The 21,118-nt window shown below is 70.7% G+C and carries 23 protein-coding genes and 1 pseudogene; 11 read left to right on the top strand and 13 right to left on the bottom strand.

The annotated features are described in order from the left end of the window. Positions 1-187: 187 nt before the first annotated feature. The 4 genes from QSK31_RS02970 to QSK31_RS02985 all read right to left on the bottom strand — a co-directional run bounded on the left by QSK31_RS02970 (position 188) and on the right by QSK31_RS02985 (position 3,016). On the bottom strand, positions 188-385 hold the full coding sequence (locus QSK31_RS02970) for a hypothetical protein (RefSeq protein ID WP_285680676.1): 198 nt from the start codon (positions 383-385) through the stop codon (positions 188-190). A gap of 163 nt (positions 386-548) precedes the next feature. Next, positions 549-1,610: an anthranilate phosphoribosyltransferase gene (trpD, locus tag QSK31_RS02975; RefSeq protein ID WP_285680677.1), complete on the bottom strand. Its 1,062-nt coding sequence runs from the start codon at positions 1,608-1,610 to the stop codon at positions 549-551. Between the two features lie 6 nt (positions 1,611-1,616). Beyond that, entirely contained in the window at positions 1,617-2,042 is a 426-nt protein-coding gene (locus QSK31_RS02980; RefSeq protein ID WP_285680679.1) for a hypothetical protein, read from the bottom strand. Positions 2,043-2,092: 50 nt separating this feature from the next. Beyond that, entirely contained in the window at positions 2,093-3,016 is a 924-nt protein-coding gene (locus tag QSK31_RS02985; protein ID WP_285681366.1) for a cytochrome c oxidase assembly protein, read from the bottom strand. A gap of 124 nt (positions 3,017-3,140) precedes the next feature. Between QSK31_RS02985 and ctaE the strand changes: the two genes are divergently transcribed. From ctaE to QSK31_RS03010, 5 genes are all read left to right on the top strand, one after another. Further along, the gene (gene ctaE, locus QSK31_RS02990) at positions 3,141-3,743 is read left to right on the top strand and encodes an aa3-type cytochrome oxidase subunit III (protein ID WP_285680681.1); all 603 of its coding nucleotides are present in this window, start codon (positions 3,141-3,143) and stop codon (positions 3,741-3,743) included. A gap of 57 nt (positions 3,744-3,800) precedes the next feature. Further along, positions 3,801-4,649, top strand: a complete 849-nt coding sequence (gene qcrC, locus QSK31_RS02995; RefSeq protein WP_285680683.1) for a cytochrome bc1 complex diheme cytochrome c subunit — start codon at positions 3,801-3,803, stop codon at positions 4,647-4,649. Continuing rightward, on the top strand, positions 4,646-5,758 hold the full coding sequence (gene qcrA / locus QSK31_RS03000; RefSeq protein WP_285680684.1) for a cytochrome bc1 complex Rieske iron-sulfur subunit: 1,113 nt from the start codon (positions 4,646-4,648) through the stop codon (positions 5,756-5,758). Before qcrC ends, qcrA begins: the two co-directional genes overlap by 4 nt. Next, positions 5,755-7,374 carry a cytochrome bc1 complex cytochrome b subunit gene (gene qcrB / locus QSK31_RS03005; protein WP_285680686.1) on the top strand — a complete coding sequence of 540 codons (1,620 nt, stop codon included), beginning with the start codon at positions 5,755-5,757 and terminating at the stop codon, positions 7,372-7,374. The genes qcrA and qcrB overlap by 4 nt, the downstream gene beginning before the upstream one ends. 127 nt (positions 7,375-7,501) lie before the next feature. Then, positions 7,502-8,692 carry an IS30 family transposase gene (locus QSK31_RS03010; RefSeq protein WP_285681369.1) on the top strand — a complete coding sequence of 397 codons (1,191 nt, stop codon included), beginning with the start codon at positions 7,502-7,504 and terminating at the stop codon, positions 8,690-8,692. A gap of 110 nt (positions 8,693-8,802) precedes the next feature. Here QSK31_RS03010 and QSK31_RS03015 read toward each other — a convergent pair whose 3' ends face one another. Further along, complete coding sequence (locus QSK31_RS03015) at positions 8,803-9,090, bottom strand: Lrp/AsnC family transcriptional regulator (protein WP_285680688.1); 288 nt, start codon at positions 9,088-9,090, stop codon at positions 8,803-8,805. Positions 9,091-9,353: 263 nt separating this feature from the next. Here QSK31_RS03015 and QSK31_RS03020 point away from each other — a divergent pair, with 263 nt between their 5' ends. Further along, positions 9,354-9,806: a pyridoxamine 5'-phosphate oxidase family protein gene (locus tag QSK31_RS03020; protein WP_285680690.1), complete on the top strand. Its 453-nt coding sequence runs from the start codon at positions 9,354-9,356 to the stop codon at positions 9,804-9,806. A gap of 46 nt (positions 9,807-9,852) precedes the next feature. Here QSK31_RS03020 and QSK31_RS03025 read toward each other — a convergent pair whose 3' ends face one another. Beyond that, positions 9,853-10,236, bottom strand: a complete 384-nt coding sequence (locus tag QSK31_RS03025) for a VOC family protein (RefSeq protein WP_285680692.1) — start codon at positions 10,234-10,236, stop codon at positions 9,853-9,855. Positions 10,237-10,319: 83 nt separating this feature from the next. On the opposite strand from QSK31_RS03025, the gene QSK31_RS03030 reads away from it, so the two are divergent. Both QSK31_RS03030 and QSK31_RS03035 read left to right on the top strand, forming a co-directional pair. Continuing rightward, entirely contained in the window at positions 10,320-10,808 is a 489-nt protein-coding gene (locus tag QSK31_RS03030; RefSeq protein WP_285680694.1) for a GyrI-like domain-containing protein, read from the top strand. Next, positions 10,808-11,620, top strand: a complete 813-nt coding sequence (locus QSK31_RS03035) for a MerR family transcriptional regulator (protein WP_285680695.1) — start codon at positions 10,808-10,810, stop codon at positions 11,618-11,620. The genes QSK31_RS03030 and QSK31_RS03035 overlap by 1 nt, the downstream gene beginning before the upstream one ends. On the opposite strand, the gene QSK31_RS03040 is transcribed toward QSK31_RS03035, so the two are convergent. Further along, on the bottom strand, positions 11,613-11,762 hold the full coding sequence (locus QSK31_RS03040) for a hypothetical protein (protein ID WP_285680697.1): 150 nt from the start codon (positions 11,760-11,762) through the stop codon (positions 11,613-11,615). The genes QSK31_RS03035 and QSK31_RS03040 overlap by 8 nt on opposite strands. A 52-nt stretch (positions 11,763-11,814) precedes the next feature. Between QSK31_RS03040 and QSK31_RS03045 the strand changes: the two genes are divergently transcribed. Both QSK31_RS03045 and QSK31_RS03050 read left to right on the top strand, forming a co-directional pair. Next, positions 11,815-12,666, top strand: a complete 852-nt coding sequence (locus QSK31_RS03045) for a hypothetical protein (RefSeq protein WP_285680698.1) — start codon at positions 11,815-11,817, stop codon at positions 12,664-12,666. Positions 12,667-12,718: 52 nt separating this feature from the next. Then, positions 12,719-12,979: pseudogene (locus QSK31_RS03050) on the top strand (GNAT family N-acetyltransferase); the annotation flags it as partial. Positions 12,980-13,065: 86 nt separating this feature from the next. Here the strand turns inward: QSK31_RS03050 and QSK31_RS03055 are convergent. The 6 genes from QSK31_RS03055 to QSK31_RS03080 form a co-directional block, all read right to left on the bottom strand. Further along, complete coding sequence (locus QSK31_RS03055; RefSeq protein WP_285680699.1) at positions 13,066-13,917, bottom strand: alpha/beta fold hydrolase; 852 nt, start codon at positions 13,915-13,917, stop codon at positions 13,066-13,068. After that, positions 13,914-14,555 carry a GNAT family N-acetyltransferase gene (locus tag QSK31_RS03060; protein WP_285680701.1) on the bottom strand — a complete coding sequence of 214 codons (642 nt, stop codon included), beginning with the start codon at positions 14,553-14,555 and terminating at the stop codon, positions 13,914-13,916. Before QSK31_RS03060 ends, QSK31_RS03055 begins: the two co-directional genes overlap by 4 nt. 13 nt (positions 14,556-14,568) lie before the next feature. Continuing rightward, a complete protein-coding gene (locus tag QSK31_RS03065; RefSeq protein WP_285680703.1) occupies positions 14,569-15,390 on the bottom strand; it encodes a nucleotidyltransferase family protein in 822 nt (273 codons plus the stop codon). Continuing rightward, on the bottom strand, positions 15,387-15,911 hold the full coding sequence (locus QSK31_RS03070) for an NUDIX hydrolase (RefSeq protein ID WP_285680706.1): 525 nt from the start codon (positions 15,909-15,911) through the stop codon (positions 15,387-15,389). Before QSK31_RS03070 ends, QSK31_RS03065 begins: the two co-directional genes overlap by 4 nt. Positions 15,912-15,942: 31 nt before the next feature. After that, positions 15,943-17,739 carry a RelA/SpoT family protein gene (locus QSK31_RS03075; protein WP_285680707.1) on the bottom strand — a complete coding sequence of 599 codons (1,797 nt, stop codon included), beginning with the start codon at positions 17,737-17,739 and terminating at the stop codon, positions 15,943-15,945. 109 nt (positions 17,740-17,848) lie between these two features. Then, complete coding sequence (locus QSK31_RS03080; protein WP_285680709.1) at positions 17,849-19,648, bottom strand: DEDD exonuclease domain-containing protein; 1,800 nt, start codon at positions 19,646-19,648, stop codon at positions 17,849-17,851. A 104-nt stretch (positions 19,649-19,752) separates the two neighbouring features. Here QSK31_RS03080 and QSK31_RS03085 point away from each other — a divergent pair, with 104 nt between their 5' ends. Next, a complete protein-coding gene (locus QSK31_RS03085) occupies positions 19,753-21,108 on the top strand; it encodes an NYN domain-containing protein (RefSeq protein ID WP_285680711.1) in 1,356 nt (451 codons plus the stop codon). Positions 21,109-21,118 lie beyond the last annotated feature (10 nt).

Raw genomic sequence — 21,118 nt, forward strand, 5'->3', positions numbered from 1 at the left:
AGCGGCGGCAGCCAGGGCGAGTGGGCACCCCGGGCGCCTGGCATCCCTTGACCTTTACCCCCCAGCCCAGCGTCGGCTGCCGCGGTGACCTGGCGCCTGGCGGGGAGCGGCCGCGGTGACCTGGCGCCTGGCGGGGAGCGGCCGCGGTGACCTCGCGCCGAGCGGGAGCGGTGACCCGGAAGCTTGTCTAGGCCGCCCGGCGCTGTTGCGGGGCCACACCGCGGAAGCGGCGGACCCGCAGGGACAGCGGGAAGAGCATCTCGGCGGCGCCGCAGCGAGTGCACAGCAACTCGGGGCAGTCGTCGTCGTGCCCGTCGCCGCAGGGCGGCACCTCGAACATCATGTCGCGGTCACAAATCACGCAGCGCAGTTCACGGTCTCCCACGGGTGGCTCCTCTCCTCGTCGGAAGGTGGAATTCCCCGGCTGTGTGTTCGACGCTGCCACGAACGGCAGGTGAAGCGTTGTACGCGGCGCGGCGTGTCGCTTCAGGCAGGCCCGGTGATGAGCGCCACAGCGCGGCTCGAGCCCCTCGGCTCCGGGGGCGGGCTCAGGCCTCGTCGGCCTTGGCGGCCTGTGCCACGGTCACCCAGCGGTCCAGCAGGGCGGTCGCCGCGCCGGTGTCCACCGTCTCCGCCGCCCGGGCGATGCCCGCGCGCAGCGTCTCGCGGAAGTCGCCCGGCAGGCCCGCGTGCGCGGCCAGCGCGGTCGCCGCGTTGAGCAGCACCGCGTCGCGGATCGGCCCCTGCTCGCCGGCGAACATCCGGCGGGCCGCGTCGGCGTTGAACGGCGCGTCACCGCCCCGCAGGTCGCCGGGCTTGCTCCGGGGCAGGCCCAGCTCCGTCGAGTCGACCAGGGACTCCTCGACCTTGCCGTCGCGGGCCAGCCACACTCGGGTCGGCGCGGCGGTGGTGAACTCGTCCAGGCCGTCCTCGCCGCGGACCACGACGGCGCTGTCGCCGCGCCGGGCGAACACCTCGGCCATCACGGGAGCCATCCGCAGGTCGAAGCAGCCGACCGCGGCCGAATGCGGGCGGGCCGGGTTGGTCAGCGGGCCCAGCATGTTGAAGAACGTGGGAACGCCCAGCTCGCGGCGGGGGACGGCCGCATGTCGCATGCCGGGGTGGTAACGGGCCGCGAAGCAGAACCCGATGCCGGCCTCGGCGACCGTCCGGGCCACGCCGCGCGGGCCCAGGTCCAGCGGGATGCCGAAGTACTCGAGGAGGTCGGCGGTGCCGCAGGCGGAAGAGGCGGCGCGGTTGCCGTGCTTGACCACGCGGACACCCGAGGCGGCCACGATGATCGCGGCCATCGTGGAGATGTTCACCGTGTGCGCCCGGTCGCCGCCGGTGCCGACCACGTCGACAGCGTCGGCGCGTACGTCGTCAGGAAGCTCGACCAGCGTCGCAGCAGACAGCATCGCCTGTACCAGGCCGGCGATCTCACCGGGCGTCTCGCCCTTGGCCCGCAGTGCCATCGCCAGGCCGGCGATCTGGACCGGGGTGGCGTTGCCCGCCATGATCTCGCCCATCGCCCAGGCGGTGTCCGACGTGTCGAGCTCGGCGCCGCCCAGGACGGCGCTCAGAAGATTGGGCCAGGTCCGGTCGCCCATCTCTGATCAGCCCAGCTTGCCCATGGTGCCCAGCGGGACCACGCCGTTGCGGCGGTCCCGGAGCATCCCGGCGACCGTCTGTCCGGTGGTCACCGGGTCCAGTGGATAGAGCATCGTGGCGTCGACCTGCGCGTACGCCGCCAGCCAGCGGTCCGCGGCACGGGCGATCACGACGCAGACGGGCGGCGGGTCGGCGTACTCGTCCTTGGTCTGACGGGCGATGCCGATGCCGCCGGCGGGAGTCGCCTCGCCGTCGAGGACCATCAGATCGATCTCGTACTTGTCCAGGAGGTCGCGGCACTCCTCCCAGGTCGACGCGTCGGCGTACTCGACCGACAGGTCCGCCGCGGGGCGAGGGCCGATGGCCAGCCGGATCTTGTCGCGCACGGCGACGTCGTCGCTGTAGAGCAGGACGGTGTACTTGTCGCTCATGTCTCCCGCGCTCCCAAGCTCGTATCTGCTCGCCGATCGTAGCGAATCGCCTAGTCCTCGGCGGCCTGCGGGCGGTTCGTCCCGGCCGCGGCCTCCTCGCGGTCCAGCTGCCGGTCGATCCGGCGTGCCTCCCGCTCCGACTGCCTGATCCACTGCAGCACCAGGATGCCCAGCATCGTGACACTCACCACCTCGCCGCCGGCCCACAGGATGCCGCCCGCCACGACCTGGTCGTTCTTCGGATCGGACCAGGCCAGGGCCAGGTTCGGGTACCAGTCGCCGCCGAGCAGCGTGGTGCTCTGCATGATCGTCAGGCCGAGGACCGTGTGGAACGGCACGGAGAGCACCATGAGCAGGGCGCGAGCCGGGTACGGCCACCGGTTGGGCAACGGGTCCAGCCCCAGCAGCGGCCAGAAGAACAGGCAGCCGGTGAGGATGAAGTGCATGTGGACCAGCTCGTGCAGCCAGGCGTGCTCCAGCGTGGCCCGGTAGAGGCCGGTGAAGTAGAGGACGAACGGGTTGGCCACGAACAGGCCGAAGGCGACCAGCGGGAAGGTGATCACACCGATCGGGCGGCTGTGCAGCACGGACACCAGGGTCTTGCGGGGGCGTGCTCCGGCCGTACGCATGAGAAGAGTCACCGGAGCGCCCAGCGCGAGGAAGATCGGCCCGACCATGGACAGCACCATGTGCTGGACCATGTGCACGGACAGCAGGGTGGTGTCGTAGGCCTCGACGCCGGTGACCGTGACCGCCGCGATCGAGCCCAGCCCGCCCAGCAGGAAGGCCACCGTACGCCCGGCCGGCCAGGCGTCCCCGCGCTGGCGCAGGCGCCACACGCCGTAGAGGTAGAGCGCGGCGCCGATCACCAGGAACAGCGCGATCAGACTGGTCAGGTTGATCTCGGTGAAGATCGCGCCCACCGTGAACGGCGGGGGAGCAGTATCCCCGCCGTCGGCGAGGAGAGCAGGCATTTCGGCGAGATGCACCGTTCGAGGCTAGGCCCACCGGTCTGGTGATCGTTATACCGGGGCGCGACACACGCCGGATTGGGCCCCCCGCGACATGTTGTCCTGATCGCGGGGCAATAATGAGCCCGTGACTGCGGCTTCAGCCATCGACAAGAGCAGGATTCACTCGCTGACCAGACCCAACATGGTCAGCGTGGGGACCATCGTGTGGCTCTCCAGTGAGCTCATGTTCTTCGCGGCGCTGTTCGCGATGTACTTCTCCATCCGCGCGGCGGCGCCGCAGCTGTGGGAGGAGCACACCGAGGCGCTGAACATCCCGTACGCGACCACGTTCACCGTGATCCTGGTGCTGTCCTCGGTGACCTGCCAGCTCGGCGTGTTCGCGGCGGAGAAGGGCGACGTGTTCGGGCTGCGACGCTGGTTCACGGTGACCTTCGTGATGGGCCTGATCTTCGTGCTCGGCCAGGCGAACGAGTACCGCAACCTGGTGACGCACGAGGGCATCACGATGCAGGCCGACGGGTACGGCTCGATGTTCTACCTGACCACCGGCTTCCACGGCCTGCACGTGACCGGCGGTCTCATCGCCTTCATCGTCTACATGATCAGGACGACCATGGGCCGGTTCACGCCGGCGCAGGCGACCTCGGCGATCGTGGTCTCGTACTACTGGCACTTCGTGGACGTCGTGTGGATCGCGCTGTTCGCGATGATCTATTGGCTGCAGTGACCATGGACCCTCGCCCGCCCGTTCGTGAGCCAGGTTCGACACAAGAGGACACCGCCCATGACTTCTGACCCCCACGGCGGCCGACGTTTTCGGGTGTTCGCCCGGAAACGCTCAGCGCCCAGCCGGGCACGCCGTCGCCTCGGCGCCGCGGTCCGCATGATCGCCGCCCTGGCCATGGCCGGTGGCGTCTACGCCGGGTTCACGCCGAACGCGGCGGCGGAGGACGACCGCACGCTGTCGAGTTCGGCGGCGGAGGGCAAGGCGCTCTTCGACAACAGCTGCATCACCTGCCACGGGCGGGACGCCCAGGGTGTCACCGACCGCGGCCCCAGCCTGATCGGCGTCGGCTCGGCCGCCGTCGAGTTCCAGGTCGGCACCGGCCGCATGCCGATGACCCGGCAGGAGGCTCAGGCCGAGAAGAAGCCGCCGCAGTTCGACGAGGCGCAGACCAAGCAGATCGGCCAGTACATCCAGGAGATCGGCGGCGGTCCGCAGCTGCCCTCCGGCGAGCTGTCCGACAACCTGGCGACCAAGCCCGAGGCGCTGGCCCGCGGCGGCGAGCTGTTCCGGGTCAACTGCTCGTCCTGCCACGGCTTCGGTGGTGGCGGCGGCGCGCTGTCCTCCGGCAAGTACGCTCCGGGGCTGCACACCGCGACCGAGGAGCAGATCTACGCCGCGATGCTGACCGGCCCGCAGAACATGCCGGTGTTCGGTGACAACGAGCTCTCGCCGGACGAGAAGCGTGAGGTCATCACGTACGTCACGCAGCAGCTCCAGCAGGACAAGGACCCGGGCGGCATCTTCAACCTCGGCCGGTACGGGCCGGTGACCGAAGGTTTGGCGATCTTCGTCATCGGTATCACCATCCTGGTCTTCGTGGCCCTCTGGATTGCGGGGAAGTCATGACGGTTGTTCAGGACAACCACGGGCACGGACACGGGCACGAGACCGAGCCGGTCGACGTGCAGGACCCCCGGCTGTCCCGCTTCGAGATCATCAAGGAAGGCGCTCGCCGCGACGACATCGAGATCGTCACGTACGAGTCGCAGTTCCCGACCGCGAACTCGAAGGCGGAGAAGCGGGTCGTCCGGTCCATCGCACTGCTGTTCCTGCTGTCCGGGGCCGGCGCGCTGGTCTTCCTGATCGCGTACATCTGGTGGCCCTGGGAGTACGAGCTGGGCCACTCGATCAACGACTACTACACCGCTGTGCTCGGCATCTCCCTGGGCATCTCGCTGCTGTCCCTGGGCTTCGCGATCCTCTCCTGGGCCAAGAAGCTGCTGCCACACGAGGTGTCGATCCAGGACCGGCACAACACCCCGTCCAGCGACGACGACCGGCTGATCACCGGCCAGACCATGGCCTACATGGTCGACGAGCTGGGCGTGCAGCGCCGGCCGCTGCTCAAGGGCGCGATCGGGCTCGGCCTGGCGCCGCTCGGCCTGGTCGCCGCGGCGCCGCTGATCGGCGGGCTGATCGAGAACCCGCACAAGGACGCCCAGCCGGAGCTGTTCCACACCGGGTTCGACCCGGTGGCGAACGACGGCAAGCTGGTCCGGCTGACCCGTGCCGACGGCACGCCGATCCGGCCCTCCGACGTCAGCGTCGGCGGGCAGATCACGGTCTTCCCGGGCATCCCGCACGGCGCGACGAACGAGTACGCCGACTCGCCGACCCTGCTGATCCATCTGCGCGACACGGATGCCGCGGCCGCCCGCCAGGCGACCGACACCGACAAGCGCAACCAGGGCGTAATGTGGGGCAACTACGTCGCGTACTCGAAGATCTGCACGCACGCCGGTTGCCCCGCCAGCCTGTACGAGCAGCAGACCAACCGGTTGCTCTGCCCGTGCCACCAGTCGCAGTTCCTGATCACTGACAATGCTCGCCCGATCTTCGGTCCGGCCAGCCGCAGACTCCCCGCGTTGCCGCTTTCGGTGGACGAGGAAGGATTCTTTGTGGCAGGTTCGGACTACCGCGAGACTGTCGGCCCCGACTTCTGGGAGCGGCCATGAAGCGCCGGAAATTCGATGTGACCCAGGTTCCGGCCAATGTCGGCAAGGGCCTGGATGACCGCTACAAGGCGGCCACGCCTCTGCGCGGGCTACTCAACAAGGTCTTCCCTGACCACTGGTCGTTCTTGTTGGGCGAGATCGCGCTGTTCTCGTTCATCATCCTGCTGCTCACCGGTGTCTTCCTGACCCTCTTCTTCGACCCGTCGATGAAGGAGGTCGCCTACGAGGGCGCCTACCCGGGCCTGCGTGGCGTGGAGATGTCCGCGGCGTACGAGTCGTCGCTGCACCTCTCCTTCGAGGTTCGCGGCGGCCTGTTCATGCGGCAGATGCACCACTGGGCGGCGCTGCTGTTCATGGCGTCGATCGTCGTGCACATGGCGCGCATCTTCTTCACCGGTGCATTCCGGAAGCCGCGCGAGGCCAACTGGGCGATCGGCGTCGCGCTGTTCCTCCTCGGCTTCCTCGCCGGCTTCACCGGTTACTCGCTTCCCGACGACGGCCTCTCCGGCACCGGGCTCCGCATCGCCTCGGCGATCATGCTGTCCATCCCGGTCGCCGGCACCTGGATCTCGGCGTCGATCTTCGGCGGCGAGTTCCCCGGCGAGCTGATCATCGGCCGCTTCTACATCGCGCACGTGCTGCTCATTCCCGGCGGCCTGCTCGCGCTGATCAGCGTCCACCTGGGCCTCGTCTTCGCGCAGAAGCACACGCAGTGGCCGGGCCCCGGGCGGACCAACAACAACGTGGTCGGCGAGCGCATGTTCCCGCGCTACGCGCTCAAGCAGGGCGGCTTCTTCATGGCCGTCTTCGGCGTGGTCGCCTTCATGGCCGGCATGTTCCAGATCAACCCGATCTGGCTGTTCGGGCCGTACCGCGCCTCCGAGGTGTCGTCGGCCAGCCAGCCCGACTGGTACGTGATGTTCATGGACGGCCTGGTGCGACTCATGCCGGCCTGGCAGATCACGCTGCCGATCGGCGACGGCTACAGCATCCCGCCGCTGTTCTGGCCCGCGGTGGTCGGTCTCGGCGCGCTGACCACGGTGCCGATGGCCTACCCGTTCATGGAGGCCAGACGCCTCAAGGACAAGCGCTCGCATCACCTGCTCCAGCGCCCCCGCGACGCACCCGAGCGCACCGGTCTCGGCGCCATGGCGTTCACGTTCTTCATCGTGGCGACCTTGTCCGGCGGCAACGACGTCATCGCCGACAAGTTCCACATCAGCTTGAACGCGATGACCTGGGCGGGCCGCATCGGCCTGGTGATCCTGCCGCCGCTGGCCTACTTCATCGCCGTGCGCATCTGCCTGGGCCTCCAGCAGCACGACCGTGAGGTCCTCGCCCACGGCGTGGAGACGGGCATCATCAAGCGCCTGCCCGACGGCCGCTTCGTCGAGGTGCACCAGCCACTCGGCCCGGTCGACGACCACGGCCACCCGATCCCGCTGGACTACGCAGGCTGGGTCGTGCCGAAGAAGATGAACCGCGTCGGCGCCCTGGCACCCGCGGTGAAGGGTTTCTTCTTCCCGGTCGAGAAGCCGGCCGAGGCGCCGGTGTCACCCGCGGTGCCTCCGGTGTCCGCTCCTGAGAAGCGCGAGGAGATCACGTCCGGCCGCTGAGCCGGCGCTTCGATCGATTCGACAGCTTTACGCGAAAGGCCCGCTCCGTCCCCTTGGGTTCTAGGAGTCGTCGCAACACCCCAGTTCAGGGGATGCGATGGAATTCGAGATCCGGGACCGGTCGGTAATCCAGGGCCGTCGACGTCTGGCCCGCGAGCGTGAGGCATATCTTGCGCTCGTGGGTCAGGGCGTTGGATCAGAAGAAGCGTGCAGGATCGTCGGGATCAATGAGCGGACCGGCCGGCGCTGGCGTAACGGCCGTAACCCGACCGGCCGTGAGAGGGCAGCAGCGCCGATCACGGCCCTGGCATCGCCGTCGGTGCGGGGCCGGTTTCTCAACGAGGACGAGCGCCTGCACATCGCCGACCGGCATCGTGAACGGGCCACTGTCCGGCAGATCGCCGCCGAACTCGGCCGTGATCCGTCGACGATCGGCCGTGAGTTGCGACGTAACGCGCATCCGGTCAGCGGGGACTACCGGCCGCATGCGGCTCAGGCCCGCGCCGAAGCACGGCGGCCACGACCGAAGATCAGTAAGATCGCCGCCAGTGCTGAGTTGCGCCAGGCCGTCCAGGACGGCTTGGACCTCAAGTGGAGTCCCGAGCAGATCGTGCGACGCTTGCGGCGGGATTTTCCCGACCGCCCGGAGCTGCACGTGACCCACGAGACGATCTACCAGGCGCTCTACGTCCAAGGCCGCGGTGAACTACGCCGCGAGTTGGCCAAAGCTTTACGGACCGGGCGCACACTGCGCCGACCCCGCCGCCAGGCTCAGCAGCGCACACCCCGGATGGCCACCGAAATGGTCATGATCAGTGAACGTCCCGCCGAGGTCGAGGACCGCGCGGTGCCCGGCCACTGGGAAGGCGACCTGATCATCGGCAAGGACAATCAATCGGCGATCGGCACCCTGGTAGAACGCCACACCCGCTACGTCATGCTCGTGCACCTGCCGCTGGGCCGCACCGCCGACCGGATGCGTGATGCCCTGGTCGCTACCGTCGCGCATCTACCGGAGCACCTGCGCCGGTCGCTGACCTGGGATCAGGGCATCGAGATGAGCTTGCACCAGCAGTTCACTGTCACCACCGACACCCCGGTCTACTTCTGCGACCCGCACTCGCCCTGGCAGCGCGGCAGCAACGAGAACACCAACGGCCTGCTGCGCCAGTACTTCCCGAAAAGCACCGACCTGTCCGGCCACGACCGCGACCGGCTCGACGCCGTCGCGATCGAACTCAACGGCCGCCCACGCAAAACGCTCGGCTGGGACACCCCAGCCGAGCGCTTCGCTAAGCTCCTGGCCGAAACCAGTTGATCAACCGTGTTGCGACGACCCCTGGAATCCGCCCCCAGGAGCGGGCCTTTCCCGTCAGTCGGCGCCGGTCAGTCGGGGCTGGTCAGCCTGCGCCGGTCAGTCTGCGCCGATCAGTCGGCGTCGGGCAGCCCGATCGCGAAGGCGTCCTCGAGGTCGTGCTTCGAGTAGGCGCGGAACGCCACATACGTCTCGGTGTTGACCACACCGGGGGTCTTCGAGATCCGCCCGGCGATGACCTCGGCGATGTCATCGAAGTGCGGCACCCGCACGATGGCGATCAGGTCGGCGTTCCCGGCCACCGAGTAGACCTCGCTGACCCCGTCCTGAGCTGCCAGAGCCTCGGCCACCTCAGGAATCGAATCGGTGGCGCAGTCGATGTGCACGATCGCAGTATTCACAGGGTCATGCTATCGATCTCGCTGGTCGTCGTGGCTCGTCCCGTCTCCATCCCTCGAGCCAGATAAAGATCAACTGATTCTTGTCGTAGCTGGGTGGGTGGTGCTGACCGTCGCTCACGCCGAGGTCGGCCCGCCTTCGGCGTCGCCTGCCATGTCCGTGCCCACTCACCCTCCTTCACGATCCCGGCCCGTGCCCGTCCTCCGGCCGGTCCCGCCTCGCATGCGCCTACATCAGGGGAGGCCGGGATCCCTATTGTGGACGTGTGGCAGATCAACCGCGGTCCGCGGCTCAGCGCAAAGCGGACGTGCTCGCGAAGCTCAGCGCACCCGTGGCCGACGTCTGGGTCGCCACCGCCGACGCCGGCGAGCCGTACCTGGTGCCGTTGACCGCGTCGTGGTTCGAAGAACGCATCGTGCTGGCCACCGACAAGAACTCGCCGACCGCCCGCAACCTCGCCGCGTGCGGGACGGCTCGGCTGGCGTTCGGCGGCACCCGTGACGTGGTGCTGGTCGACGTCCGGCTGGAACGGGCCGTCCCGGTCGCCGACGGCGGCCCGATCGGGGAGGCCTACGCGGCGCAGAACGACTGGGATCCACGCACGGCCGGCGACGCGTATCTGTTCCTGATCCTCCGCCCGGAGCGCATCCAGGCGTGGCGTGAGCTCAACGAGATCGCCGGCCGCACCCTCATGCGTGACGGCGCTTGGCTGATCTGAGGCGGTACCGCTACGTCGAGCGGCGGATGTGCGGGTCCGAGGCGTCCTAGTCGTTCTGGACGAGGCAGAACGGGTGGCCCGCCGGGTCGAAGAGCACCCGGACATGCTCCTGCGGCTGATGGTCGGCCACCGTGGCGCCCGCCGCGACCGCGTCGGTGACGGCTGCCGCGAGGTCGCCGACCTGAAAGTCCAGGTGCGTCATCGGCCGCTGTCCGCCCTCGACGGGCGGCCACACCGGTGGCTCGTACCCGTCGGCTCTTTGAAAGACGATCGTGGCGGTGCCGTCGGGTGGGGCGCCGAGGATGCTGGTGCCGGGCTCCTCGTGCACGATCGGCCACTCCAGCAACCCGCTGTAGAAGCGGGCCAAGGCCGCGGGGTCGGGAGCTTCGACGGCGACCGCCCACCACATGCCCGCTGTTCGTGATCGCATCCCGGCAGCCTGCCATCCTTGACCCTGACATGGGGGGAGACTGCAAGGTGGTCCGCGAAGGACGGCGACAGCAGGAGGCGGCCATGGTCGAGGTTCGGGTGCGGGACGTGCCGGAGCAGCACGTCGTGTCGGAGACGCGTGTGGTGGTTCAGGCCGAGTTGGAGGCGTGGCTGCCGGGCGCGATGGCGCGGGTCGCCGAGCGCGCCCGGACCGCGGGTGGTCTTCTCACCACGACGGACTGGGCGTTCCTGGAGCGGCCGGCCGGCGACGACCCGCTGATCATCGCGATCTACGAAGGCAACCCCAACGAGGGGCCGACGCCGGTCGAGGTGTGTGCCACGGTCGCGGCCGGTGGGGACAGGACCATCCCGGCACATCGAGAGGCTTACGTACGCGTGAGTAAGTCCCAGGTCACGTCCGGTGAGCTCGGCGGGGTGTACGAGGCGGTCGAGAAGTGGATCGCCGCGAACGGGCTGGCCGTGGCCCGGGCGCCGCGGGAGACGTACTGGACGGACTTCGGGGCGGCGGGGGCCGGCGACGAGGTGTTCGACGTCGCGTTCCCGGTGAGCTGATGCCGGGCGGGCCGGGGCTGCTGACGATCGGCGAGTTCGCCCGGCGGTCGGGGCTGTCCATCCGGGCCCTGCGACTGTACGACCGGATCGGCCTGCTCCGGCCCGCCGACGTGGTGCCGGGCACCGGGTACCGCCGGTACGCGGGCCGCCAGCTGTACGCCGGCCGGCTGATCGCGTTGCTGCGCCGCCTCGACATGCCGCTCACCGAGATCACCGAGATCGTCGGCGCCCCCGGCCCCGAGGCGGCCCAGCGGCTCGCCGGGTACTGGACGGCCGTGGAGGCCCGCCTGGCCGCGCAGCGAGAACTCGCCGACCGGCTGGTGCGCAACCTGGCCGCGGAGACCCCGGCGCCGGACGACGCGTGGCGGGTGTCCGTCCGGGACGTCGCCGAGCAGCACATCGTCAGCGAGATGCGGTACGTCAGCGCCGCCGGACTCACCTGGATCCGGGACGCGTCGGCGCGTCTGACCGAGCTGGCCGGACGGTCGGGTGGCCCGGCCGGCCCGCGGTTCGTGGTGTTCCACGGCTTGGTAACCGAGGACGCGGACGGCCCGGTCGAGGTGTGCGTCCCGGTCGGTCCCGGCGCCGCCGGTCGCGTCGAACCGGCCCACCGCGAGGCGTACGTCCCGGTGGTCAAGGGCCACTTCGAGCCGCCGCAGATCCTGTCGGTCTACGACACCGTGCGGCGCTGGGTGCGCGACAACGGGCACGCGGTCGTCGCCTCGCCCCGCGAGGTGTACCGCTACGACCTCGACCCGGAGACCGCCGGCCCGCACGACCTGGTCTGCGACGTGGCCCTGCCGTTCAGATGACGACCAGCAGGATGCCGGCGGCGACCACGGCCGCGGCGACCGCGCGGCGCACCCCGAATCGTTCCCCGAGGAACACGGCGCCGAAACCGACGAGCCGGTCGCCGGCGCCGTGCGCGACCGCGTTCCAGATCGCGTGGAGCACGGCCGCGATCAGCGTGAGAGCGATGACCGTGCCAGCTTAGTAGGATCGGCAGGTGACGCTGCTGCTGAAGCTGGTGCTGGCGCCACTGCTGGTGGTGGCTTCGTCGCTGGCGGGCCGTCGCTGGGGCGACCGGGTGGCGGGCATGATGGCGGCGCTCCCGATCGTGGCCGGCCCGATCCTGCTGATCACCTCGGTGGAGCACGGGACCAGCTTCGCCGCGCACGCCGCGTCGGCGTCACTGCTCGGCCTGGTGTCGCTGGCGGTGTTCGCGGTGGCGTTCGCCCACGCGAGCCGCCGCTTCGGCTGGCTGCCGGCGCTGGCTGTGGCATGGACGGCGACCGTGGCGGCCGACGTCGTCCTCGCACCCTGGACGGTGGGTCCTTACTGGGGGCTCCCGATCGTCCTGGTCGCCGTCGTCGCGGCCCGCATCCTGGTGGAACGCCTCGCCGCCGCCCCCGCTGTCACAGCCCCGGCCGTCACCGCTTCTGCTGCCGCTGCCCCGGCCGTCACCGCTCCTGCCGTCACCGCCCCGGTGACGTCGCCGTGGTGGGACTTGCCTGCCCGAGCCGCCGCCACCGCCGTCCTGGTCCTCACGGTCACCGGCATCTCGGCGGCGGTGGGGCCCGTGGTCACCGGCATCCTGGCCCCGTTTCCGGTGGCTACGAGCGTGATCGCCGCGTTCGTGCTGGCCCGTCAGGGATCGTCGGCGACTGTTCGCACTCTGGTCGGGCTGACGCGTGGGCTGCCGGCGTTCGCGGCGTTCTGCTTCCTGCTGGCCGTGTTGCTCGGGCCGGTGGGCACGGCCGGCGCGTTCGCGATCGCTGTGGCCGGCGCGCTCACGGTCCAGGCACCGGCTCTGCGACGCCCGGCCCGGCAGGACTCGGCGGTGCAACCCCGCCGGTGACAGCCGTGGGCCAGGGCGTCATCGTCGGTGGCGCATCGTTCATCCTGGGGGAATGGTTGATCCGAGGAACACCGATCGGCTCGTCCTGCGTGGCTGCCTGATCGGATGGGCGGGGCTCGCGGTGCCCGAGTTCCTGCCGGAGGTGTTGCCCGCCGTCGAGATCGGGTGGCGGTTGGCCCGGGACTCCTGGGGGCACGGCCATGCGACCGAGGCGGCGGCCGCGGCCATGCGGTTCGGCTTCGACGAGTGCGGGCTGGACCGCATCGTCAGCATCCGGCACGTGGACAACACCAGGTCGGCGCGGGTCATGGCGAAGTTGGGACTGGTCGAGAAGTTCACCACGGTCGTGCCGGGCCACGGTCAACCGGTCGCGATTCATGCGAGATACCGCGACAGGACTCAGCCTGCTGCGGTGAGCGATGACGTGGCTGGAGGCCGGTCCGCCCAGAGCTCGGTGAGCAGGGCGTTGAGCGCTTCGGGCTGGTCGCGCTGTGGTTCGTGGGCGGCGCCGGGGATGTGGGCCAGGCGGGCGTCGATGCGGTCGGCGACCCGGGCGCAGACGGTCCGCATCAGCGTGGCCATGCCGGGCCGGTAGCCGGGCGGGATCGTCTCCCATCCTCCGACGATCACCAGCTTGGGGAAGCCGGCCGCGCGCAGCGGCTCGGTGGCCAGGTCGGCCAGCCAGCACGGGCGCTCGTGCAGGGCGGTGGCGGCGGCGCGGCGCAGCCAGGCTTCCGGCGCCGGGCGGGGCCGGTCACCGTAGGCGGCGGCGATGTACTCGTCGGGGGTTCCGCGGCGGGCGCCGGCCATGTAGCGGCGGCCGTCCTCGATGGATCGAGCCACGCCAGGGTCGTCGGCGGCGACCATGTGGGCGCACGGCTCGATGAGCGTGAGCGAGCGGACCAGGTCGGGCCGGGCCGCCGCCGCCAGCATGGCGACCGTGCCACCGTAGGAGTGCCCGACCAGGTGCGCACCGCCGCCCATCAACTCCACGACATCGGCGGCGTCGACCGCGTAGTCGCTGGTGGCGGTGTCGGGGCTGGCGCCGGGATCGGAGGCGGGTCGCGCGGGCTCGAGGTCGGGGCTGGCGCCGAAGCCGCGGCGGTCGGGGAGCAGGACGCGGCGGGCGGCGGCCAGCGGGCGCTGGTGTTCGAAGCTGTGCGTGGCCCAGGTGAACGTGCCGTGGACGAGGATCGCGGGTGTCGCCGCGGCGGGGCCGTCCCAGACCGTGACGTGGATCGGTGTCCTCACAGGCCGAAGGCGGAACGGCAGCGGTCCAGGCCGGTGACGGTCACCGCGAGATGGTCACGGTCACGCCAGCGGGCCACGGTCAGGCGGAGACGGTCGGAGACGAGGGCCTCGCCGTCGCGGGCGCCGATCGAGGTGCCGTCGTGCTCGTAGCCGAGTTTGCGCGACACCGACTGCGAGGCGATGTTGTCCTGGAACACCTCCGACACGGCATCCGTGGCGCCGAGGTGATCGAACGCCAGAGTCAGGAGTGCGGTGCGCGCTTCTGTTCCGTACCCGAAGCCGTGATGGTCGAGGCCCAGCCAGGACCATGTGGTCACCTCGCGGGTCACGGCGAAGTCGCGGGCGTGCAGGGTGACGATGCCGAGCGGCCGGCCGTCGTGGAAGACGCCCAGGCTCAGCTGCCACGCCTCGGGCTCCCAGCCGGCCAGCGCGTGCCAGTGCGATCGCAGCACGAACCGGGCGCGGTCGGCGTGGGTGCCGTCGGTCCAGGGGGTGAGGAACGGCCGCTCGCCGGGGCGGTGCACACCCTGCCCGGCCAGGTCGGCGAGGTCCGCCAGCTCTTCCTCGCGGGGCAGCCGCAACTCCAGGCGCGGGGTGCTGATCGTGAGTCCGAAGAGCGGGAAGACGTCGACGAGCACGCGGGCCCCCGGGTCAGGCGTGGACGGTCAGGGATGTCCCGGCGCGGATGGCGTCGGTGAGGTGTTCGCCCTCGGCGACCGTGGCGCCGGGCAGGACCACGCCGCGGGTGACGGAGCCGGCGACCGTGGCGCCGGCGCCGACGACCGCCTCGATGCACGTGCCGGTGACCCGGGCGGTGGGGGCGAGCAGGTTGTGGCCGGCGGCGGCGTGCAGGTTGGCCGCCAGGTAGAGCGGGGGCGTGCCGGTGTCCAGGTAGGTGCCCTCGAACGGGATCAGCTCGAGCTCGCCGGCCGCCTCGGCGGGGCGCCAGACGTCGCGGACCAGGCCGCCGTCGGACGGGACCAGGTCACGCACCCGGGACCAGGGCAGGAGCGAGAAGCCGGCGAAACGGTGATTGCTGAAGCCGCCGGTCTCCTTCAAAACCGGCTGCGCCAGCATGCGTACGCTCGTGCCGGACCACCCGTCGAGCAGCGCCGCGATGTCCTTGCCGGGCGGACGTGACGGGTCGGCGAGGTAGGCGTCCGCGTTGCCGACGAGCACACCGCGGCCGTCGATCCACTCGCGCAGTCTCGCCACGCCGCCGGAGGTGCCGAGCGGCCCGTCCGGCTCGACCGACAGGTGGGCGCGCGTGCCGACGTGCTCGACGACCTGCGAGGCCAGGTACGAGGCGTTGACCGCGACCGAGGTGATCCCCGCGCCGGCCACCCGGGCCAGGGCGTGGTCCAGAAGCGGCACGTTGCCGACGGGACACAGCGCCTTCGGCAGGTTCGCGGTGAGCGGGCGGAGCCGCTGCCCCTCGCCCGCGGCCAGGATCACCGCGCAGACGCCGGTCACCAGTCCACCCCGGCGCTGTCGGCCGGGTCGCGCCCGGCGGACGGCCCGATGCCGTAGACGCCCAGCAGCAGTTCGGTGTTCGGGGTCAGCCGGGGCAGCGCGTCGACCGGCCACCAGCGGGCCTCGAACACCTCGCCACCGTCCACCGCGAACACGGCATCGTCCGGCGCCGTACCGAAGAAGACCAGGTCTATCCACCCGAGGGGGTGCACGATCGCGTTGGGGTTGCCCGGCGTCAGCGAAGACGGATCGAGCCGGAGGCCGGACTCCTCGAACAGCTCACGCGCGGAGCCGACGGCCGCTTCCTCGTGTTTCTTGAGCAGGCCGGCGGGCAGACCCCAGCCGCGGCCCGGTGGCTGCAGGAGCAGCAGGATGCGGTCCGAAGCGGGCGTGCGAATCACGTTGACGGCGCCGACCAGGTATTTCGGGCCGGCCAAGCGGACCAGCCGGCGGCGCACGCGACCCGGCAAGTGATAGAAGGCGCGGTAGCCGTAGCCACGCAGCCGCCGGGGGATCTTCACATTTGCCAGGCTATCGGGCGGCCAAAACGAATCAGTCCGGGTGGTCGACGAGCGTGATGAGCTGCTCGACGACGACGTCCGGGTCGAGGGTGCGCTCGAAGACGGCGACCAGCATGGTCTCCAGGTCGGGGTAACCGAGGTCGTCGGCGAGCCGGCGCAGCGGCACCTCGCTGGCCAGGCCGCGGTCGTGCTTGCGCAGCGTGAGCCCGATGGTGGCGCGACCGAGGCGCATCTTGTCGGCGATGCTGATGCCGGGCTCGTTGTCCTCGGCGAAGTACTTGTTGATCTGCATCTGGGCCTGGCTCGACTTGACGAACCCGAGCCACTCCCGGCGGGGGCCGCGCGGCGCGTTCGGCTCGGTCGGCACCTGGCTGTCGTTCTCGGTGAAGATCTCGACGACGTCACCGTCACAGAGCTGCGAGCTGAGCGGGGCGAGACGTCCGTTGATGGTCGCGGCGAGACACTCCTCGCCCTTCTCGGCACTCAGCTCGTACGCCAGGTCGACCGGCGTGGAGCCGGCCGGCAGCTCGACGGTGTTGCCGTGGGCGAAGATCTGGATCTGGCCCTCGGACAGGTCGCACCGCAGCGACGCGAGGAACTGCGACGGGTCGGTGGTGTCCTGCTCCCAGTCGAGCACCCGTTTGAGCCAGGTCAGCTGGTCGGTGCCGGGTGTCACGTCACCGGCGAACGACGACTTGGGGTAGCGGTAGCCGGCGGCCACGCCGTACTCCGCGAGGCGGTGCATCGACTGGGTGCGGATCAGCACCTCGACGAGCTTGCCGTCCGGCCCGGTGACCGTGGTGTGCAGCGACCGGTACAGGTTGTTCTTGGGGGAGGCGATGAAGTCCTTGAACCGGCCGGCGACCGGGCGCCACTGGCCGTGGATCGCGCCGAGGGCGGCGTAACAGTCGGTGTCCGGCCCGTCGACGACGACCGCGATGCGCGGCAGGTCCTGTGGCACCGCGTGGCCACCGGCGACGGTGTCCTTCCAGATCGAGTAGTAGTGCCGCGGCCGCCAGTGCACGTCGGCGGTGACCCGCTGCCGGCGCAGCGAGACGCGCGCCTTGCCGATCACGTTGTGCAGGTACTCCGACCAGCCGGCCCGGTTTTTCACGTGCTCGTCGATGCGGGCGTAGGCGTCCGGTTCGAGGTGGAAGAGCACCACGTCGTCGAGGTCGCGCTTGAGGGCCTGGATGCCGAGCCGGTCGCAGAGCGGCACGAGCACGTCGAGGGTGGCGGTGGCGATGCGGGCGCGGGAGGCGGGGGAGCGGACGCCGAGCGTCCGCATGTTGTGCAGCCGGTCGGCCAGCTTGATCACCAGTACCCGGACGTCCTTGCCGGCCGCGACGATCATCTTGCGGATCGTCTCCGCCTCGGCGGCCTTGCCGTAGAACGCCTTGTCGAACTTGGTCACGCCGTCGACCAGGTGGGCCACCTCGGGCCCGAAGTCACCGTGCAGCGCCTCGAGGGTGTAGCTGGTGTCCTCCACCGTGTCGTGCAGCAGCGCCGCGACCAGGGTGGTCGTGTCCATGCCCAGCTCGGCGCAGATCTGCGCGACGGCGAGCGGGTGCGTGATGAACGGCTCGCCGCTTTTGCGCATCTGACCGCGGTGCATGTTGTCCGCGATGTTGAAGCTGCGGCGCAGCACGCCGGCGTCGGCCGAGGGATGGATCGTCCGATGCGTACGGGTCAGCTTGGTGACCGGGTCGTCGTCGTTGCCTCCCTGAAAACTCAGGAAGGAGCGCAGCCGCTGTGAGAGCGTTGTCTCGCGAGGCACCGAACTGCGGGCGCGGCTGATCGCGGCGCCGTGCCCGGCGTCGACGTCCACCCGGACACCTCCTCACCCTCGCGGCCTTGCCCGGCAGTCGCCATGTCTGCCGAGCCACGCTGAATCAACCGCGGAGACCGACCAAACCGGTCGGTAACCCCGTGTTGCCCTACAGCCTAAGCGAGCGAGCGTCATCCGAACGGTCAGTTACCGATGAGCGAACGGACGAGTCTCGCGACCCAACGGCCGCCTCGGCCCTGATGAGAAGGGTAGTAAAGCGCGCGGCGCCACGAGCCGGTGACACCCAGTCGCCGGAAGTCTCCACCAATCGGGTGTCGGGTTTCTCCAGCCACGCCAGGATGCGCTCGGTTTCCTCGGCGGAGGCGGCCGGAACCGGTCCCGGTCCGGGTAGGACCGTCTCGGCGGTCTGCCGGGCGAGATCCAGGGTCGGCCGTGGATGCTCCCGGGACGGCGAGGTGGCCGCGGCGGCCAGCCGGCCGTGCCGGACCACCACGATCTCCCACCCGCCGACCGCGTTGCGCCGGGCCGCCACCAGCTCGGAGAGCCGGGTCAGAGCGCCCAGCCGCTGCATCCGGACGGTGGCCCGGAGCAGCGCGATCAGCCGGGAGCGGACCACCGCCGCCTCCTCGTAGCGCTGCCGGTCGGACAGCTGCTCGATGCGGGCCATCAGGGCGTCCACGATCGGCCGGGGGTCACCCCAGGTGGCCGTCCGGAAGGGGATCGCGGCGCGCGCCGCGTACTCCTCAGGGGTGATCTCATGTTCGCAGGGCGCCGGGCATCTGCCCAGTTCGGCCAGCGCGCAGGCCGGCGTCTTGGTCTTGATCGAGAGCTTGTGGGTGCACTGCCGCAGGGGCACCGCGTCGTAGACCCCGGCGGCGGCGAGCTCGGCGGTGCGCCGCGACGAGAACGGGCCGAGATAGGCGGCGTCGTCGTCGGCCAGCGCCCGGACCACGGACAATCTCGGGTACGCCTCCTGGGTCAGCTTGAGCCAGACCACCCGATCGGGGTATTTCGACCGGCGGTTGTAGGGCGGGGCATGCGCCGCGATCAGGCGCAGCTCGCGCACCTCAGCCTCCAGTGCGTGGGCGCACTCCACCGCCTCGACCCGCACCGCCGCGCCCAGCATCTCGGAGATCCGGGCCCGTTTCTCACTCGCCGTGAAGTAGGACCGGACCCGTTTGCCGATGTCGCCGGACGTGCCGACGTAGAGCGGCCGGCCGTCCTGAGCTCGGAAGATGTAGACGCCGGGCACGTGCGGCAGGCCGTCGGCCAGGTGCCGCTGGCGGCGCTGCTCGGGGCTGACCGCCTTGGCGAACTCGATCGCGTCACCCAGCGTGTCGACGCGGTAGCTGCCCAGCCGCTCGATCAGCCCGTGCAGCACGTCGACCGTGGCCTTGGCGTCGTCCAGAGCCCGGTGGGTGGGCTCGACCCGGGCGTGGAAGAACCGGGCCAGCGTGGCCAGCTTGCGGTTGGGCACCTCGTCGCGGGTCAGCGCCCGGCGGGCCACCGCGGCGGTGTCGAGCACCCGCAGCTGCGGCCACGGGTAGCCGTGGCGGGCGCACGCCGCCTTGAGGAAGCCCACGTCATAAGGCGCGTTGTGCGCCACCAGCACCGTGCCGCGGAGGAACTCCAGCAAGCTGGGCAGCACCTGCTCGATCGGTGGCGCCGGGGCCAGCATCGCCTCGGTGATGCCGGTCAGCACCGTGATGAACGGCGGCAGCCGCTCGCCCGGATTGACCAGGGTGCCGAAGACCCCGAGCTCCTCGCCCGAGCGCACCTTGACCGCGCCGATCTCGGTGATGCCCCCGCCGTCCGGCGCCCCGCCCGTGGTCTCCAGGTCGAGCACCGTGAATGTGGTGTCACGCAGGGACAACGCCGCCGGATCGACCGAGCCGTCGGCGGACAGGAGCGTGTCCAGAGTGCCCTGGATGTATGCCGGTTGTGCCACGGCGGGGAGATTAGGACATGGGTACGACAATTCCCGATCCCGTGCCCGAAAAGATCACCTCCTGGAACGGGCGGTTGCCGTCCACTGGGTGGGAGAATGAATTCATGTCCGCGCTCGAGCCGTTCCCCGAAGCGACCCCCGAGGTCGCCGCGGACGACGCTGAGCCGACCCTCCCCGAACCGGTTCGTCAGCGGGTGACCGCTCTGGCGGCGGCCGCTCTGCCCGCTCTGCCCGGCGAGGAAGTGCCGGTCGTACTGCGGAAAATGGCCCGATTCGCCCCCAACCGTCGCGCGCGTCTCGCCGGTACCGCCATCGCCGCCCAGCTCACCTCCGACCCGCTGTTCCGGCAGCGGATCGGCCGCCGGGTCGTGGAGGACGCCGGCGACCTGGGCGCCGCCGTCGCCGCGGGCATGGCGCCGGCCGCCGCCGACCCGGTGGAGATCGCCGCGATCGCCTATCTCTCCCGGCCGGACGGCTGGCGTGACCTGCTCGCCGACGCCGGTGCGGCGGTCCGTGCCGAGGTGGACAGCGCCGCCGTCGCCGAGCAGGTGCGCGACGCCGAGCAGCGGGCCGCCCGCGCCGAGCACGACCGGGCGGTGGCCAAGGTCGAGGCGGACAAACTGCGCGACGAGCTCGCCCGGGTCCGTGAGGAGATGGGCCAGCTGCGCGAGGAGCACCGGGCCACCGCGCGGGCGCTGCGGGAGGCCCAGGCGGCACAGAAACGCGCGAGCGACCTGCTCTCGACCGAGAAAGGCCGGCAGGCGCGCGTCACCACCGACCACGAGACCGAGGTACGCCGCCTGCGCTCCCGGCTGGCCGACGCGGAGGCCGCCGCCGCCACCGGCAGGGCGGCCGCCAAGGAGGCGCGGGCGGCCGACGACGCCCGGCTCTGGCTGCTCCTGGAGACGATCGGTCAGGCCGCCTCCGGCCTGCGCCGCGAGCTCGCCCTGGGCCCGTCCGACAAGCTGCCCGCCGACTACGTGGCCGACGTCGCGGCGGAGCGTCCGGGCACCCCCGAGCGCTCCCGGGCCCGCGCCCAGGACACCGACGACCCGGCCCGTCTCGACCAGCTGCTCGCCCTGCCCCGCGCGCATCTGATCGTGGACGGCTACAACGTCACCAAGCGCGGCTTCGCCGAGATGTCGCTGGAACAGCAGCGCAAACGCCTGATCACCGGGCTGGGCGGGATAGCCGCGCAGACCGGCGACGAGGTGACCGTGGTCTTCGACGGCGCCGAGCGGGTGCACGGGCTGCCGCCCGCCCCGCGCAACGTCCGGGTGCTCTTCTCCAAGAAGGGCGACACCGCCGACGAGCTGATCCGGCAGCTGGTGCGCGGCGAGCCGTCCGGCCGCCCGATCGTGGTGGTGTCCTCCGACCGCGAGGTGGCCGACGGGGTCCGCCGACACGGTGCGTATCCGATGGGCGCCGACAGCCTCATCCGCAGGCTGTCGCGGAGCTAGAAAAACTGTC

The organism is Actinoplanes sp. NBRC 103695 (assembly GCF_030269485.1).
Taxonomy (GTDB): Bacteria; Actinomycetota; Actinomycetes; order Mycobacteriales; family Micromonosporaceae; genus Actinoplanes.

Bases quoted from the DNA above. Each gene is read 5' to 3' on its own strand.
- trpD (WP_285680677.1), bottom strand. From the start codon at position 1,610: ATGGGCGACCGGACCTGGCCCAATCTTCTGAGCGCCGTCCTGGGCGGC.
- QSK31_RS02980 (WP_285680679.1), bottom strand. From the start codon at position 2,042: ATGAGCGACAAGTACACCGTCCTGCTCTACAGCGACGACGTCGCCGTG.
- QSK31_RS02985 (WP_285681366.1), bottom strand. From the start codon at position 3,016: ATGCCTGCTCTCCTCGCCGACGGCGGGGATACTGCTCCCCCGCCGTTC.
- qcrC (WP_285680683.1), top strand. From the start codon at position 3,801: ATGACTTCTGACCCCCACGGCGGCCGACGTTTTCGGGTGTTCGCCCGG.
- qcrA (WP_285680684.1), top strand. From the start codon at position 4,646: ATGACGGTTGTTCAGGACAACCACGGGCACGGACACGGGCACGAGACC.
- qcrB (WP_285680686.1), top strand. From the start codon at position 5,755: ATGAAGCGCCGGAAATTCGATGTGACCCAGGTTCCGGCCAATGTCGGC.
- QSK31_RS03025 (WP_285680692.1), bottom strand. From the start codon at position 10,236: ATGCGATCACGAACAGCGGGCATGTGGTGGGCGGTCGCCGTCGAAGCT.
- QSK31_RS03030 (WP_285680694.1), top strand. From the start codon at position 10,320: ATGGTCGAGGTTCGGGTGCGGGACGTGCCGGAGCAGCACGTCGTGTCG.
- QSK31_RS03035 (WP_285680695.1), top strand. From the start codon at position 10,808: ATGCCGGGCGGGCCGGGGCTGCTGACGATCGGCGAGTTCGCCCGGCGG.
- QSK31_RS03085 (WP_285680711.1), top strand. From the start codon at position 19,753: ATGTCCGCGCTCGAGCCGTTCCCCGAAGCGACCCCCGAGGTCGCCGCG.